Origin of the sequence: Pseudomonas sp. Leaf58 (genome assembly GCF_003627215.1) — a bacterium.
Lineage (GTDB): Bacteria > Pseudomonadota > Gammaproteobacteria > Pseudomonadales > Pseudomonadaceae > Aquipseudomonas.
Map to the genome: position 1 here is coordinate 1,506,808 of NZ_CP032677.1, position 14,685 is coordinate 1,521,492.

Sequence of the window (14,685 nt, forward strand, 5' to 3'; positions counted from 1 at the left end):
CAAAAGTCGCCGGGCAGTGTACGGATGTGCACTGGTTGGGGCAAACCTTGGTGCCAGCCTGTGCCGGCCTCTTCGCGGGCAAGCCCGCGCCTACACGTCTACCCCGTTGTAGGAGCGGGCTTGCCCGCGAAGAGGCCAGTGCATTCAACCCATATGCTGCTGGTCCAGCGCGATCGCCTGGTCCAACGCCTCCAGCAGCCCCTTGCGCACTTTCAGCTTGGTGTTCTTGTGCGCCAGCATGTTCAGCTTCTTCAGCTCCCGCGCTGCGGCCAGTGCCGCGTCTTGTAGCTGTTCAGCCGGCACCACCTTGTCGAGGAAGCCGGCGTCCACTGCACCCTGCGGGTCGAACACCTCGGCGTTGATCACCGAGCGGTGGAAGGCCGAGCGGCGCAGGCGGTCGCGGGCCAGCTCGATGCCGGCATGGTGCATGGTCATGCCGATTTGCACTTCGTTCAGGCACACCTTGTACGGCCCTTCGACGCCAATGCGGTAGTCAGCCGACAGCAGCAGGAACGCGCCCTTGGCCACGGCGTTGCCTGGGCAGGCGACAATGACCGGAAACGGGTGCGACAGCAGGCGGCGGGCGAGGGTGGAACCGGCGGTGACCAGGCTGATTGCCTGCTGAGGGCCGCTGGTCATCACCTTGAGGTCGTAACCACCAGACAAAATGCCGGGCTGCCCGGTAATGATCACCACCGCACGCTCTTGCGTGGCGCGGTCGAGTGCGGCGTTGAAGGCGGTGATGACCTCGGGCGAGATGGCATTGACCTTGCCATTGTTCAGGGTCAGGGTGGCGATGCCGTCTTCGGCGTGGTAGGTAATCAGCTCGCTCATGGCAGAGTCCTTTTGTTGGCGTGGCGACGACGTTACCCAGCGCCACGGGCGAGGTAAAGCAGTAAGGCTGACTGGTCGGTCAGGGTGCCGCGCAGCGCAAATGCAAATACATGAAAAATTTGAAAAAAATGCTTGCCAAAGGGAAGGTCTTTCACTAAATTAGCGCACCTCGACAGGCTGCAAGGCTTGAAGAGAAACGGTGAAGTGTCCGAGTGGTCGAAGGAGCACGCCTGGAAAGTGTGTATACGAGAAATCGTATCAAGGGTTCAAATCCCTTCTTCACCGCCACATTCTATGAAGAGCCCCCGCGCTGAAAAGCCGGGGGCTTTTTGTTGTGCGCGCGTAAAAAGGCCGCTGCTGTGCGGGGGCCTCGTGTCGCAGAAGGGGCGCAACGCGCCCCCCGCAATCTAGAAGTTCACCGAAGCCGACAACCTGGCGGTACGCGGCGCCCCCTGGAACAGGTAGTTGTCCCCCAGGTAATCCCCCACATCGCGCCAATAACGCTTGTCGAACAGGTTATCCACCGTCAGCCGCAGCACCGTGTCATATCCGCCGATACGCGTGCGGTAGCGGCTGCCCACATCGAACACCGAATACCCCCCAACCGCCACATTCCCCGCCTGGCTCGCGTACTTGCTGGCGCTATACCGCGCGCCGCCCAGCAGTGCCAGCCCGGGCACCGGCAGGGTGTATTCCGCCTGCAGCGCCGCGCGGAACTTGGGCACATTGATCGCCTGGTGGCCTTCATAAGCCTCGGTACCGCTGTTCTGCACCCGGGCCCGTATGGCCGCAGCGCTGGCCTGCAGTTGCAGGTTCGAGGTCACCCAGCCACTGGCGCCTAGCTCCAGGCCGGTGTTTTTCTGTTGGCCTTGCTGCACGTAGGTGAAGTTACCGGCGCCGTCCGGGCGCGCGTACTGGTACGCCTGGCGGATCTGGAACAACGCGGCGCTGAAGCTCAGGCCTTGCCAGTCGTGCTTCAGGCCCAGTTCCAGTTGGTGTGAGGTGGTGGGGGCGAGGATTTCAGCCGCGTTAGTGGCAAACCACGGTGCCGTACCGCCGGCAGACAGGCCTTTGGAATAGCTGGCGTATAACGAGGTGTTTGGCTGTGGCTTATAGATAAGCGCAGCATTGGGCAACAGTTGGTACTGGCGGGTATGGCGGCCGGCTAGCCCTTGTTCGTCCCAGGTCTTTTCATCCAGGCGCACTTCACGAGCACCCAGCACGGTCTGCCATTGTTCGTTGAAGCTGATGCGGTCGCTGACGAACAGGCCGTACTGGCGGCTGTCCAGGCGGCGTTCGCTGGCGCCAACGGGTTTGTCTGACGGGTCGAGGGCCGGGGCGCCCGTGTAGATGTTGCCGGTACCGAGCCACTCGTTGTAGTACGGGCGCTGGTCCAGCGTACGCCGCTGCGCACTGGCGCCCACCGTCAGCTCATGGCCCACGCCCAGCGCATCGAAGCGCCCGTTGAGCATGGCCTGTGCCTCATCGGTGCGGCGGGTATCGTCGGGGCTGCGGAAGTCGTAGATGTCATAGTCGCCATTGCTGGCAAAGAACGCGCCTTCGCTCGACCCCCAGGCAAACGCGCTGTAGTCATCGATCACCACCTTGCTGCGCGAGGCGCTCAAGGTACCGGTCCACGCTTCGTTGAAGCGGTAGTCGAAGCGCCCGCCCAGGTTCAGCGAGTCGTTCTGCACCGGCTTGGCCCAATGCTGGTAGGCCAGGCGGTCGTCCGGGTCGATGCCGTGGGGTACTGCGCTGCCACCGAGCAGCTGGTAACCGGGCACCGAGGGCTGTTCTCGGTGCTGGTATTCAGCATCCAGTTGCAGGGTGGCATCCGGGTTGATTTGCCAGTCGAACGCCAGCGCGGCGAAGTCGCGCTTGCCGTCGGCGTGGTCGACGTACGAGCGGATGTCTTCGTGGGCCAGGTTGGCCCGCAGGCCAAATTGCCGCTCGCTGCCGAACCAGCCGCCCAAGTCGGTGGCCAGGTAGCGCTCGCCTTGTTCGTTGCTCGATAGCGTGACGCTGCGTACGTCTTCGGCGCGCTTGGTCACGTAGTTGACCAGGCCGCCCGGCTCCGACACGCCGCTCTGCAGCCCGGACAGGCCCTTGAGCAACTCCACCTGTTGCTTGTTCTCCAGCGCCACGTTCTGCTCGCCGGCGATGGTCTGGCCGTTGATGCGGTAGCTGCTGGCGGCATTCAGCTCGAAGCCGCGGACGTTGAAGTTTTCGTAGTAACCGATGGGGGCATAGCTTTCGCCCACCGAGGCGTCGCTTTGCAGCACCTCGCTGAGCTTGCGCACCTGGCGGTCTTCCAGCAGCTGCTGGCTGAACACGCTGATAGCGGCAGGGGTGTCGAGCACGGGCGCTGGCTGGAAGCCACCTACCGCGGCCTGGCGTGCCTGGTAGCCATCGTTGGTGAAAGTGTCGGACACCTGCAGCGGGGCCAGTAACACGCTGTCTTCGGCCAGCACTTGCGGGCACTGCAGGGCCAGGCCCAGGCTGAGCAGGCTCAGGGGCAGGCGGGGGTGACGCGGGGGCATGCGGGGGCTCCTGAGGGCACAGGCCATGAAAAAGGCGGCATCTTACCAGCCGTCTTCACCCTGAAACGATCAGGGCCCCGCAATATTCAGTCTTGGTTGGCCGGGCGCTTGTGCTGCCGCCAGTTGTCATCGATTTTCGACCAGGTCTTGCCATCGGTAATGGCCATCAGCTTGCGCCCGTCCTTGAAAGTAGCAAGGAAGGTGGCTTGTTCTTCCTTGCCACCCAGCCACAGCCCGGCCAGCAACCCCACTGGCCCGGCTACCAAGGCCCCGGCCACACCCCAGCCCAGGGCGCTGCCCAGGCTACGGCTGGGCTCCAGGCTGGCCAGCCGCAGGTCGCTGATGCGCGCCAGGGAAATCCGCTCGCCCGGGGCGGGGCTGCGCGGGGTCTTGAGTGTGAGCGATCCGTTGCGATACTCGCCTTCACCTTGCAAGAAATCGCCGGATTGCACCGTGAGCCTTGTCATAAAGTCGTCCTGTCAGGGAAAGGGCTTTGACCAGCAGCGCCTACTCAGCGCTGCCCCGGCAGGCAAGTCAACGGCAATTCGACGGAGGGTAGTGCGGTGCAATGTCGCCCCGCACGGATTACGCCGCGGCTTTGCGGGCGGCAACCAGCCACGCCAGCAACGCCAGCCCGCCAATCAGCAGCCCGGCCACCACGATCCCCATCCAGCCTTGGTGCTGGAACAACTGCGTGCCCAGCAACGACCCCAGCGCCCCGCCAATGAAGTAACAGGTGATATACCCGGCATTCAGCCGCGTACGTGCCTCGGGCCGTAAGGCAATTACCGCATTCTGGTTGCTGACGTGCACCAATTGCACCGCCAGGTCGAGCATTAACACGCCCAGCAGCAAGGCCAGCAACGATTGCTCGGCAAAACCCAGCGGTACCCATGACAGCAGCAACACCACCAAGCCCACGGTGGTGCCCAGCGCGCCCTTGCCACGGTCGGCCAAACGCCCGGCCCAGTTGGCCGACAGGGCACCCGCTGCACCGGCCAGGCCGAACAGGCCAATCACGGCGTCCGAATAGTGGTACGGGCCTTGCGCCAGCAGAAACGCCAATGGCGTCCAGAACAGGGCGAACAGGCTAAACGCCAGCAGGCCGAGCAGCGAGCGCAGGCGCAGCACCGGCTCTTCGCGGAACAGGCGGAACACCGAACCGATCAGCGCCGGGTATTTCAGCCCGGCGTGGCTGTGGTGCTGTGGCAGGTTGCGGTACAGCGCCACAGCGGTGATGGCCATGAGCAACGCGGCCAGCACGTAAATGCTGCGCCAGCCGCCCAACTCGGCCATGAAACCGGCCGCGGTGCGCGCCAGCAGAATGCCCAGCAACAGGCCACTCATCAATGTGCCTACAGCGCGCCCGCGCAGGTGTGGCTCGCTGAGGCTGGCGGCCATGGGCACCAGAATTTGCGCCACCACCGAGAACAGCCCGGTCAGCGCCGTACCGAGGATCAGCCAGGGCAGGCTGGGGGCGCAGGCGCTGATGACCAGGCCGAGGGTGGCAACGGCAGTCATGACGGTGATCAACCGCCGCTGTTCGAACAGGTCGCCCAGCGGCGCCAGCAGCAGCAAGCCGGCGCCATAACTGAGCTGCGCGGCAATGACGATGCTGCCGGCACTGGCGGTGCTCAGGCCGAACTGCTGCGCGATGCTGTGCAGTAGCGGTTGTGCGTAGTAGTTGCTGGCCACGGCCAGGCCGGTGGCGGTGGCCTTCAGCAGGATGAGTGCGCGACTCAAGGTGGGGGTATACATGCGGTTCTCGTAACGGGCAGGTAAAGGAGAATTATCCACGGAGCAAGCCGATTGAGGGAATTGCGTCAATCCGTGCGAGCCCCTTCGCGGGTAAACCCGCGAAGGGGCCGGTGCAGGCCATCCTTCAATCAGGCTGCAAACCCACCATCCACCGTCAGGCTGGCCCCGGTGATATACCCCGCCTCAGGCCCCGCCAGGTAAGCGACGAAGCTGGCAATCTCATCCGCCTCGCCATACCGCCCGATGGCCATCAGCGGGATCAGGCTTTCAGCGAACTCGCCGCTGGCCGGGTTCATGTCGGTGTCCACCGGCCCCGGCTGCACGTTGTTCACGGTAATACCTTGTGGCCCCAGGTCGCGGGCCATGCCGCGGGTCAGGCCGACCAGCGCCGCCTTGCTCATGGCATAGGGCGCGCCGCCCGCAAACGGCATGCGCTCGGCGTTGGTGCTGCCAATGTTGATGATGCGCCCGCCCTGGCCCATGTAGCGCGCCGCGGCCTGGCTGGCGACAAACACGCTGCGCACGTTCACGGCAAGCATGTGGTCGAAGTCGGCCAGGTCGAATTCGGTCACCGCGGCTACCGTCAGCACGCCGGCGTTGTTGACCAGAATATCCAGCCGGCCGAAGGCTTTTACGGCGTCGTCCACGGCCAGCTGCACGGCTGCTGCGTCGGCGCTGTCGGCCCGCAGGGCCAGGGCATGGCCGCCGTTTTCGGTAATTTCCCGGGCCAGTGCTTCTGCCGGGCCGGCGGAGCTTACATAGGTGAACGCCACCTGCGCGCCTTCGCGGGCCAGGCGCCGCACGATGGCCGCGCCAATGCCGCGGGAACCGCCCTGTACCAGGGCCACTTTGCCTTCGAGAGTGTATTGCTTGGACATGCTGATCTCCTGCTGCAAGCCAGGCCGAAATGCCTTGGATGGGCACAGTATCGGCGCTCGATTACCTGCTGATAAGATGGCAATCACTATCAGCAGAGTAAACCTTTGGTTGGCAATCATGGCCGTGGAATCGTTCAACGCCTTGGAGTGTTTCATTCGCAGCGCCGAGGTTGGCAGCTTTGCCGAGGCGGCCAGGCGCCTTAGCCTGACCCCGGCCGCCGTGGGCAAGCATGTTGCCCAGCTGGAAGCGCGCCTCGGGGTGCGGTTGTTCCAGCGTAGTACCCGTAAGCTGACCCTGACCGAAGCGGGGCAGCGATTTCTCGGCGAAGTCAGTGACAGCTTTCGCACCATCCAGTACGCCGTGGCCAACCTGGCCAGTGCCGAGGGGCAGCCGGCTGGGTTGTTGCGGGTGAGTATGGGCACCGTGTTTGGGCGCTTGTATGTGCTGCCCTTGCTAGCTGAGTTTCTGCGTCGCTACCCAGCCATTACCCCGGACTGGCATTTCGACAACCGCCAAGTCGACCTGATCGGCCAGGGCTTTGATGCGGCGCTTGGCGGTGGCTTTGAACTGCCACCGGGGGTGGTGGCACGCAAGTTGACCCCCGCGCACCGGGTGCTGGTGGCGGCGCCAGCGTACTTGGCCCGCCATGCGCCCATCGACGATCCACAGGCCCTGCAGCGGCATGACGGTATCTTGATTCGCTCGCCGCAGACCGGGCGGGTGCGCTCATGGCCGCTGACCAGCCGCTGGCAGGTGCAGCAGCCCATGCAGTTGCGCCAGGCCATGACCATGAGCGATTCCGATGCAGCTTGCGCGGTGGCCGAGCAGGGCTTGGGGGTTGCTCTGGTAAGCCTGCCGTTTGCCGTGCCATACCTGGAGGGCGGGCGGCTGCAGCGGGTGCTGCCGGACTGGTATGTGGACGATGGGTATATCAGCCTGTATTTCGCCGAGCACAAGTTACTGCCGGGCAAGACCCGGGCGTTTATCGATTTTGTGGTGGAGCAGTTTGCCGAGCAGGGGCTGGCGGGGCGGTTCGATGCCTTGCAAACGCTTTAGCTGGGTATCGCCTGTACCGGCCTCTTCGCGGGTAAACCCGCTCCTACAGGGGTCGCACCAGCCTGAGGGGGGCAGTACTTGTAGGAGCGGGTTTACCCGCGAAGAGGCCGGCACAGGCAACCTTCAAAAACCCGCTCAGACGACATCGACAATCAACGATGCCTGGGCTCCCAGGTTCACCTCGTCATCAACCTTCTTGCCGAGCAACTGCTGCCCCAGCGGCGAACGCGGGGTAATCACCGTCACCAGCCCATCCCCCTCGCCAATCTTCAACCCCGCCGCCTCGGGCCCGAGGAACAGCCGGCGCTGGCCGCCATCGGCATCCTCCAGGGTTACCAGGTTGCTCACCTGCACCCCACGTGCCGGGTCATAATTACGCAGCAGTAATTGCTGGTAAATCAGCAAGCTCTGGCGGATCTCCGCGCTGCGCCGGGCCTGGCCGGTGGCCAGGTATGAGGCCTCCAGGCCCAGGGTGTCGTACTTGTTTTCGGCGACGTTCTCTTCGGCAGTGGCGGCCTCATAAGCCGTTTGTGCTGCGCGGGTCAGCACGTCCAGGTCATGTTCGAGGGTGGCGACGATCTGCGCCAGCAAGCGGGGCTTGTCCATGGTTAGTAACAGAACTCCAGCACATTGGCCTGGCTTTTATCGGTGGGCGCGGTGCGGTTCTGCTGCAGCCAGAACTGGCACTTGGGGCTGTTGAGGTTGCGCGGGTTGCCTTGGGCGGCCTCGGCGGCCTGTTGCAGTTCCTGCGTGTGCAAAATGCCCTTGTAACGCTCGAACATTTGCGCCTGAGCATCCTCGGCAGCGGCGGGCGCTGCGGCGGGCCGGTAAGCGCTTGGGGCAACGGCCTGGGCCAGCGGCTGCACCTGCTGCGGCCACAGCTGCAGGGCCAGCCACAGGCTGGCGGCAATGGCCACGGCGCCCAGCCACAGGCCAAAGGCGACGCACACGATCAGCGGCAACGGCTTGAGGGTGATCTTCAGTTCGCGGGGGCGGGGCATGGCTGCCTCCTGGCAGGGTGGGTCGGGGTGCATTGTCGCATGCGTGTGGGCATTTTTCCGTGCGGGTGCTTTTGTTGGCGACAATTAAACCGCAGAATTCGCGGTTTTCGTACCCGAACGGGAGGGGCGCATGAACGCCACCTGGGACATCTTCTGCAGCGTCGTCGACAACTACGGGGATATCGGCGTGACTTGGCGCCTGGCCCGGCAGTTGGTAGCCGAGCACGGGCTGGCGGTGCGCCTGTGGGTAGATGACCTCAACGCGTTCACGCCCATGTGCCCTGGGGCCGATGCCAACGCCGTGCAGCAGTGGCAGCAGGGGGTGGATGTGCGCCAGTGGCCACGCGCCTGGGTGCCGGTGGCGCCAGCCGACGTGGTGATCGGTGCGTTCGCCTGCCAGTTGCCGGCGGCCTATGTCGAGGCCATGCGTACCCGCGCAACACCTGCGCTCTGGCTGAACCTCGAATACCTCAGTGCTGAGGATTGGGTTGAGGGCTGCCATGGTTTGCCTTCGCCGCAGCCCAATGGCCTGCGCAAGGTGTTTTTCTTCCCTGGCTTTACCGACAAAACCGGCGGCTTGCTGCGCGAAGGTTCGCTGCTGGCGCGGCGTGACACGTTCCAGCAGTCGGCCGAGGCTCGCCAAGCCTTTTTGCATGGGCTTGGCGTCGCCCCTCAGGCGGGGGCGTTGCTGATTTCGCTGTTCGCCTACGAAAACCCACAATTGGCCGATTGGCTCGATGCCCTGGCCGCAGGCGCGCAACCTTGCCACCTGCTGGTGCCGCAAGGGCGCATCGTCGCTGGGCTAAGCCAGTGGCTTGGCGCGGCACCGCTGCACGTGGGGAGCGTGTGCAAGCGTGGCGCCCTGACCGTGCAGGTGCTGCCCTTTGTCAGCCAGGACGACTTCGACCGGCTGCTGTGGAGTTGCGATTTCAACGCCGTGCGCGGCGAAGACTCGTTCGTGCGTGCGCAATGGGCCGGGCAGCCGATGCTGTGGCACATCTATGTGCAAGATGAAAATGCCCACTGGGAAAAGCTCGAAGCGTTTCTAGCGCATTATCGACGCGGCCTGTCAGGCAAAGCTGATGCCGCCTTGCTTGGCCTGTGGCGTGCCTGGAACATGGGTGGCGACATGGGCCAGGCCTGGCAGGCGGCCCGCCAGCATTGGCCAGAACTGCAGCAGCATGCCCGGCTTTGGGCGGCGCGACAGGCCACTCAGCCGGACCTTGCCATGACGCTGGTACAGTTTTACCGAAATTGGCTATGATATGCGGCCTCGATTTTTATAAATCCATCCAGATTCGGATACTTCGTAATGAAAACTGGTAAAGAACTGAAACCCGGTACCGTACTGCGGATCGACAACGACCCGTGGCTGGTTCAAAAAGCTGAGTTCACCAAGTCGGGCCGTAACAGCGCGATCATGAAGACCAAGCTGAAGAACCTGCTGACCGGCTACAAGACCGAAACCGTATACGGTGCGGACGACAAGCTGGACGACGTGATCCTGGATCGCAAAGAAGCGACCCTGTCGTTCATCAGCGGTGACTCGTACACCTTCATGGACACCACCGACTACACCATGTACGAACTGAACGCCGAAGACATCGACGCCGTTCTGCCGTACATCGAAGAAGGCATGGAAGACATCTGCGAAGCGGTGTTCTTCGAAGGCCGCCTGGTATCGGTTGAACTGCCGACCACCATCAGCCGTCAGGTTGTCTACACCGAGAACGCCGCACGTGGCGATACCTCGGGCAAGGTCATGAAGCCTGCCAAGCTGAAGAACGGTACCGAGATTCAGGTTGCCGACTTCATCCAGATCGATGAATTTATCGACATCGACACTCGCGACAACAGCTTCAAAGGCCGTTCCAAGAAGTAATCCTTCTTGTGAAACGCAAAAAACCCGGCCTTGGCCGGGTTTTTTTATGCCGGGTAAAGCTTAAACGGTCACGTGCAGGCGCACATCCACATTACCGCGGGTGGCGTTGGAGTACGGGCACACCTGGTGCGCCTTTTCCACCAGCCCTTCGGCATCGGCCTGGGCCAAGCCCGGCAGGTGGATGTGCAGGTCGATGTCCAGGCCAAAACCACCTGGAATTTGGCCGATGCCCACTTTCGCGGTGATCGAGGTATCTGCGGGCAGGGCTTTCTTCTCTTGCCCGGCCACGAATTTCAAGGCGCCAATGAAGCAGGCCGAGTAACCGGCGGCGAACATCTGCTCGGGGTTGGTGCCGTCACCACCCGCACCGCCCAGTTCCTTGGGGGTGCTCAGGCTAACCACCAGCTTGCCGTCGCTGGAACGGGATTTGCCGTCGCGCCCACCGGTAGAGGTAGCTTCTGCGATGTACAGCGGAGTGACCTTTTGCATCTTGAGCCTCGCTAATGTGCTGTGCGCTTACGGTTTGGCGGTAGGCGCGGGTGGGTGTGGATTTAAATTAGCGCGCAATTAGTTAGCGCGCAAGATAAATCGTCACCGCTCATCTGAACGGCCATTGCACAGCATAGCCGTCAGAGGCTTTTCTGCAGGCTCTCACGCAGCGCCAGCAGGTCGGCTTGCAGCTGTTGCAACTGTTCCAGGCTGCGGCCACTGGCCTTGAGGATACACTGCGGCACGTCCCTGGCTTGCTGTTGCAGGGCGCGGCCTTGCTCGGTCAGTTGCACCAGCACCACCCGTTCGTCCTCGCGGCTGCGGTTGCGCTGTAGCAGGCCTTCGCTTTCCAGGCGTTTGAGCAGCGGGGTCAGCGAGCCGGGGTCGGTGAGCAGGTGCTGGCTGATTTCACCCACGGTCAGGCCGTCATGCTCCCACAGCACGAGCATTGCCAGGTACTGCGGGTAGGTCAGGCCCAGGGCCTGCAGCAGCGGTTTGTAAACCTTGGTCATCAGCAACGAGGTGGAGTGCAGGGCGAAACAGACCTGGTTGTCCAGCAGCAGCTCGTCACAGGAGGCTTGGGTGTCGGCGTTCATGCAGGTCCTTGAAGGTAATCAATGGGAAAATCTGGCACGCTGATCATTAGTGCGCGCATTACTCGCGCAGTTCACTGCGTAAGGCCAGGTCCCAGGGTGGAATCGGGCTGAAGCGGCTCTTGAGGAATTCGAGCAGCAAACGGCTGCGAGAGTTCGTTTCATGTGCCAGGCGTAACGCATAGATGCCGCTGGTCTCGGCTGCCGGCAAGCCGCCATCGCAAAACAACGGTATCAGTTCGCCCCGCAGCAGGTATTCGCTGATCAGCCAAGTAGGCAGGTGGGCTACCCCTAAACCGGCCAGGGCGCCGAACAGCAAGGTTTCGGCGTTGTTGGCGGCCATGCGCATGCGCGAAGGGCGGTACAGGCGGGTTTGCCCGGCCACGTTGAAGCGCCAGGCGAATGGCGGTGCCAGGCCGTCCCAGTCCAGGCCATCGTGCCCAGGCAGTTCGCTGGGGCAGGTGGGGACGCCGCGGCTTGCCAGGTAGGCGGGGCTGGCGCAGGCGATGCGCACCATGTAGGCCAGTGGCGTGGCGACCAGCCGGGTGTCGGCCAGCGGGCCGGCGCGCAATACCAGGTCGACCTCGCCCAGGTGGCTGCCATGCAGGTCGACGAAGCTGTCGATCAGGCGCAGTTGGACGTCCAGGCCCGGGTAAGCCACCAGGAAGTCGGCGATGGCCGGGGCCAGGTGGCGGCGGCCAAATGCGGCGGGGGCGTCGATGCGGATCAGCCCTTCGGGGGCATTGCTTAGCGACACGGCTTCGGCGCGGGCCAGGCGCAGCTCCTCGATGATGCGCTTGGCCCGTTCGGCAAACGCATTGCCCGCCGGTGTGGCGCGCACGGCGTGGGTGCTGCGGGTGAACAGGCGGCTGCCCACGGCGTTTTCCAGGCTGTCGATGCGTCGGGCTACGGCGGACGGGGTCAGCGGGTGCCGGCGGGCGGCGGCAGAAAAACTACCGGTTTCCAGCACGTCGAGGAACAGGCTCAGCTGATCGGTCAGGGTATCGGGGCTCATGGCTACCTTGCTTTTGCGAAAAACGCACAGCCATTGTGCGCTGCTGTGCGTTTCCCTGCCAGCGCGCAATCGTTAGCATGCTCGCATTATGACTACAGGCGGATGAGGCCCTGATGATCGAGTGGTTGTTGTATATCGTGCTGGGCGCGGCCTTGGGCACCATGGGTGGCCTGTTTGGCATAGGCGGCGGGCTGATCGCTATCCCAGCGTTGGGCGTGCTGTTTGGCCTGGACCAACAACTGGCGCAGGGCACGGCGTTGGTGATGGTGGTGCCGAACGTGCTGCTGGCGCTGTGGCGTTATCACCAGCGCAACCGCATCGAACTGCGCCACGCCGTGCCGCTGTCGCTGTGCAGCTTCGTGTTTGCCTGGCTAGGGTCGATCTGGGCGGTGGGGCTGGATGCGCACTCCATGCGCCTGGGTTTTGTCGGCTTTTTGGTGGCGCTGGCGGTGTGGAACGTGGCCCGCATGTTCATGAAGGTTGCGCCGGCCAGCGCCGAGTTGCGTCATGCCTGGCCGTGGCTGGGGGTGCTGGGCAGCTTCGCCGGTACCATGGGCGGCTTGTTCGGGGTGGGCGGGGCGGTGGTGGCCACGCCGATTTTGACCAGTGTGTTCGGCACCACCCAGGTGGTGGCGCAAGGGCTGTCGCTGGCGTTGGCGGCGCCGAGTACCTTGGTCACCTTGGTGACCTACGGGGTGCACCACAGCGTTGCCTGGGGGGTGGGGGTTCCGTTGGCGGTCGGTGGGTTGCTGAGCATCAGCTGGGGGGTGAAGTTGGCCCATGCGTTGCCGGAGAAGGTGTGGCGGGCGATGTTCTGCGTGTTTTTGGTGGTGTGTGCGGTGATGCTTGGCTTTGAGCTTTGAAGCCTTGGGGCCGCTTTGCGGCAGCTCCCACCCCGCCCGCATGGCCCGCAAGGCATGTGCTACCCCGGTGGGCGCTGGCTTGCCGGCGATGGGCTGCGCAGCAGCCGCAAATCACTTGAACCCTTCGACAATGTAATCGGCCATGCAGTCGGTAATTGGTGATGGGTGTTGGGTACTGCGCACCAGCATCACATTGGCCAGTGGCAACTGCGGCAACCCTTCACGCTCACCCAGTATGCGGATGTTCCCGCCAATCAGGCTTTGCAACTGCGCCGTCACTGCCAGCCCCGCGGTGACGATGGCAAAGATCGCTGCCAGGCTCGGGCTGGTATAGGCGATGCGGTAGTCGATGCCTTGGGCCTCCAGGGCGTTGCAGGTCCAGGCGCGGCAGAAGCAGTCGGTATTGAACAATGCCACGGGCATGGGCCGTTGCTCCTGCGGGCAGAAGCCTTCGGCGGCGGCCCACACCAAGCGGTCTTGGCGCAGCAGCTGGCCAATTTCGTTGCCCGGTTCGCGGGTGACGATGGTCAGGTCCAGGTCCTGGCGCAGCATCAGTTGCTTGGACGAGTCGCAATGCACCTCCACCTGCACCAGCGGGTAGGCCTGGGCAAAGCTCGACAGGATGGTTGGCAGAAAGCGCATGGCGTAGTCGTCCGGCGTGCCAATGCGCACCACCCCGACCATGTGCGGCATGCGCAGGGTGTTGAACACCTCGCCGTGCAACTTGAGGATACGCCGGGCATAGCCCAGCAGCACTTGGCCTTCTGCCGTCAGGCGTACTTGGCGGCCGTCGCGCTCGAACAGCTGGCGCTGCAAAATGTCTTCTTCCAGGCGCTTCATTTGCATACTGACCGCCGACTGGGTGCGGTTGACCACCTCGCCGGCGCGGGTGAAGCCACCTTGCTCGGCGATGGCGACGAAGGTGCGCAGCACGTCCGCATCGAGGCTCTGGTACTGGGACATTGCATCAATCTCCTAGATGCAGTGGATCAGAAACATTCGTTGGATTGATCTTATGCCCAGGGTGAAACTGAAGCCATCAACACGGAGGGCTTCACGATGAAAGGTTATGTCAGCAGCAGCCAGCAACCTGCTTTTTCCCTGAACCACCTGTGGCATGCGGCCCTGCAGCGGCCTATTCGCTGGCTGCAGCTGCACCGTCAGCGCCAGCAGTTGGCCAGCCTCAGCGATGCGGCCTTGCATGATCTGGGGTTGAGCCGGGCTGATATCCAGCAAGAGGCCGAGCGGCATTTCTGGGATGACCCGCTGGAAAAGTGAGTGAGTGCTCGGTGGCTGGCTGGAGTTTTTCAGCGCCTGTGAGATCGAGCGCCGCCCGCGCGGCGCTTCGCGGGGCAAGCCCGCTCCCACATCTGTTTCGGGCCAATTATTCCTGTGCCAGGTGGGTTGCAGCCTTGGTGTATGCCTGGAAATGGATGAAGAGCAGCTTTGCCGCTCGATATCGAATGGAACAAACATGGCGGACAGAGGTGAGCTCACAGGAGAGTGAGTGCTTGGTGCCTGGCTGGAGTTTTTTTAGCGCCTGTGAGATCGAGCGCCGCCCGCGCGGCGCTTCGCGGGGCAAGCCCGCTCCCACATCTGTTTCGGGCCAATTATTCCTGTGCCAGGTGGGTTGCAGCCTTGGTGTATGCCTGGAAATGGATGAAGAGCAGCTTTGCCGCTCGATATCGAATGGAGCAAACATGGCGGACAGAGGTGAGCTCACAGGAGAGTGAGTGAGTGCTCGGTGCCTGGCTGGAGTTTTTCAGCGCCTGTGA

Annotated in this window: 17 protein-coding genes and 1 tRNA gene; 6 read left to right on the forward strand and 12 right to left on the reverse strand. The window is 63.3% G+C overall.

What is annotated here, in order from left to right; genetic code table 11:
• Positions 1-144: 144 nt before the first annotated feature.
• Both DV532_RS06995 and DV532_RS30850 read right to left on the reverse strand, forming a co-directional pair.
• Positions 145-834: a crotonase/enoyl-CoA hydratase family protein gene (locus DV532_RS06995; protein ID WP_056797445.1), complete on the reverse strand. Its 690-nt coding sequence runs from the start codon at positions 832-834 to the stop codon at positions 145-147.
• A 32-nt stretch (positions 835-866) separates the two neighbouring features.
• On the reverse strand, positions 867-989 hold the full coding sequence (locus DV532_RS30850) for a hypothetical protein (RefSeq protein ID WP_256659079.1): 123 nt from the start codon (positions 987-989) through the stop codon (positions 867-869).
• Between the two features lie 43 nt (positions 990-1,032).
• On the opposite strand from DV532_RS30850, the gene DV532_RS07000 reads away from it, so the two are divergent.
• Positions 1,033-1,122, forward strand: a tRNA-Ser gene (locus tag DV532_RS07000).
• Between the two features lie 119 nt (positions 1,123-1,241).
• On the opposite strand, the gene DV532_RS07005 is transcribed toward DV532_RS07000, so the two are convergent.
• From DV532_RS07005 to DV532_RS07020, 4 genes are all read right to left on the reverse strand, one after another.
• Entirely contained in the window at positions 1,242-3,374 is a 2,133-nt protein-coding gene (locus DV532_RS07005; protein ID WP_056797441.1) for a TonB-dependent siderophore receptor, read from the reverse strand.
• 86 nt (positions 3,375-3,460) lie between these two features.
• Positions 3,461-3,841, reverse strand: a complete 381-nt coding sequence (locus DV532_RS07010; protein WP_056797438.1) for a hypothetical protein — start codon at positions 3,839-3,841, stop codon at positions 3,461-3,463.
• A gap of 118 nt (positions 3,842-3,959) precedes the next feature.
• On the reverse strand, positions 3,960-5,132 hold the full coding sequence (locus DV532_RS07015; protein WP_056797435.1) for an MFS transporter: 1,173 nt from the start codon (positions 5,130-5,132) through the stop codon (positions 3,960-3,962).
• 128 nt (positions 5,133-5,260) lie between these two features.
• On the reverse strand, positions 5,261-6,010 hold the full coding sequence (locus DV532_RS07020) for a 3-oxoacyl-ACP reductase family protein (RefSeq protein WP_056797432.1): 750 nt from the start codon (positions 6,008-6,010) through the stop codon (positions 5,261-5,263).
• A 118-nt stretch (positions 6,011-6,128) separates the two neighbouring features.
• Here DV532_RS07020 and DV532_RS07025 point away from each other — a divergent pair, with 118 nt between their 5' ends.
• Entirely contained in the window at positions 6,129-7,067 is a 939-nt protein-coding gene (locus DV532_RS07025; RefSeq protein WP_056797429.1) for a LysR family transcriptional regulator, read from the forward strand.
• Positions 7,068-7,202: 135 nt separating this feature from the next.
• Here the strand turns inward: DV532_RS07025 and DV532_RS07030 are convergent, their stop codons facing one another.
• Positions 7,203-7,673, reverse strand: a complete 471-nt coding sequence (locus DV532_RS07030) for a GreA/GreB family elongation factor (RefSeq protein WP_056797426.1) — start codon at positions 7,671-7,673, stop codon at positions 7,203-7,205.
• Positions 7,674-7,675: 2 nt separating this feature from the next.
• Positions 7,676-8,068, reverse strand: coding sequence for a hypothetical protein (locus DV532_RS07035; protein WP_056797422.1), 393 nt, complete (start codon positions 8,066-8,068; stop codon positions 7,676-7,678).
• A 130-nt stretch (positions 8,069-8,198) separates the two neighbouring features.
• On the opposite strand from DV532_RS07035, the gene earP reads away from it, so the two are divergent.
• Positions 8,199-9,332 (forward strand): elongation factor P maturation arginine rhamnosyltransferase EarP, encoded by a 1,134-nt coding sequence (gene earP / locus DV532_RS07040; protein ID WP_056797419.1) that lies wholly within the window; start codon positions 8,199-8,201, stop codon positions 9,330-9,332.
• Between the two features lie 48 nt (positions 9,333-9,380).
• A complete protein-coding gene (efp, locus tag DV532_RS07045; protein WP_056797417.1) occupies positions 9,381-9,950 on the forward strand; it encodes an elongation factor P in 570 nt (189 codons plus the stop codon).
• A gap of 60 nt (positions 9,951-10,010) precedes the next feature.
• Here the strand turns inward: efp and DV532_RS07050 are convergent, their stop codons facing one another.
• From DV532_RS07050 to DV532_RS07060, 3 genes are all read right to left on the reverse strand, one after another.
• Positions 10,011-10,439: an organic hydroperoxide resistance protein gene (locus DV532_RS07050; RefSeq protein WP_056797414.1), complete on the reverse strand. Its 429-nt coding sequence runs from the start codon at positions 10,437-10,439 to the stop codon at positions 10,011-10,013.
• Between the two features lie 140 nt (positions 10,440-10,579).
• A complete protein-coding gene (locus tag DV532_RS07055) occupies positions 10,580-11,035 on the reverse strand; it encodes a MarR family winged helix-turn-helix transcriptional regulator (protein ID WP_056797411.1) in 456 nt (151 codons plus the stop codon).
• 58 nt (positions 11,036-11,093) lie between these two features.
• Positions 11,094-12,047 carry a LysR family transcriptional regulator gene (locus tag DV532_RS07060; RefSeq protein WP_056797409.1) on the reverse strand — a complete coding sequence of 318 codons (954 nt, stop codon included), beginning with the start codon at positions 12,045-12,047 and terminating at the stop codon, positions 11,094-11,096.
• A 113-nt stretch (positions 12,048-12,160) separates the two neighbouring features.
• On the opposite strand from DV532_RS07060, the gene DV532_RS07065 reads away from it, so the two are divergent.
• Positions 12,161-12,910: a sulfite exporter TauE/SafE family protein gene (locus tag DV532_RS07065; protein WP_056797407.1), complete on the forward strand. Its 750-nt coding sequence runs from the start codon at positions 12,161-12,163 to the stop codon at positions 12,908-12,910.
• A gap of 111 nt (positions 12,911-13,021) precedes the next feature.
• Here DV532_RS07065 and DV532_RS07070 read toward each other — a convergent pair whose 3' ends face one another.
• Positions 13,022-13,873, reverse strand: a complete 852-nt coding sequence (locus tag DV532_RS07070; protein ID WP_056797404.1) for a LysR substrate-binding domain-containing protein — start codon at positions 13,871-13,873, stop codon at positions 13,022-13,024.
• Positions 13,874-13,969: 96 nt separating this feature from the next.
• Between DV532_RS07070 and DV532_RS07075 the strand changes: the two genes are divergently transcribed.
• Positions 13,970-14,188, forward strand: coding sequence for a DUF1127 domain-containing protein (locus DV532_RS07075; protein WP_056797402.1), 219 nt, complete (start codon positions 13,970-13,972; stop codon positions 14,186-14,188).
• The last annotated feature ends 497 nt before the right edge of the window (positions 14,189-14,685 follow it).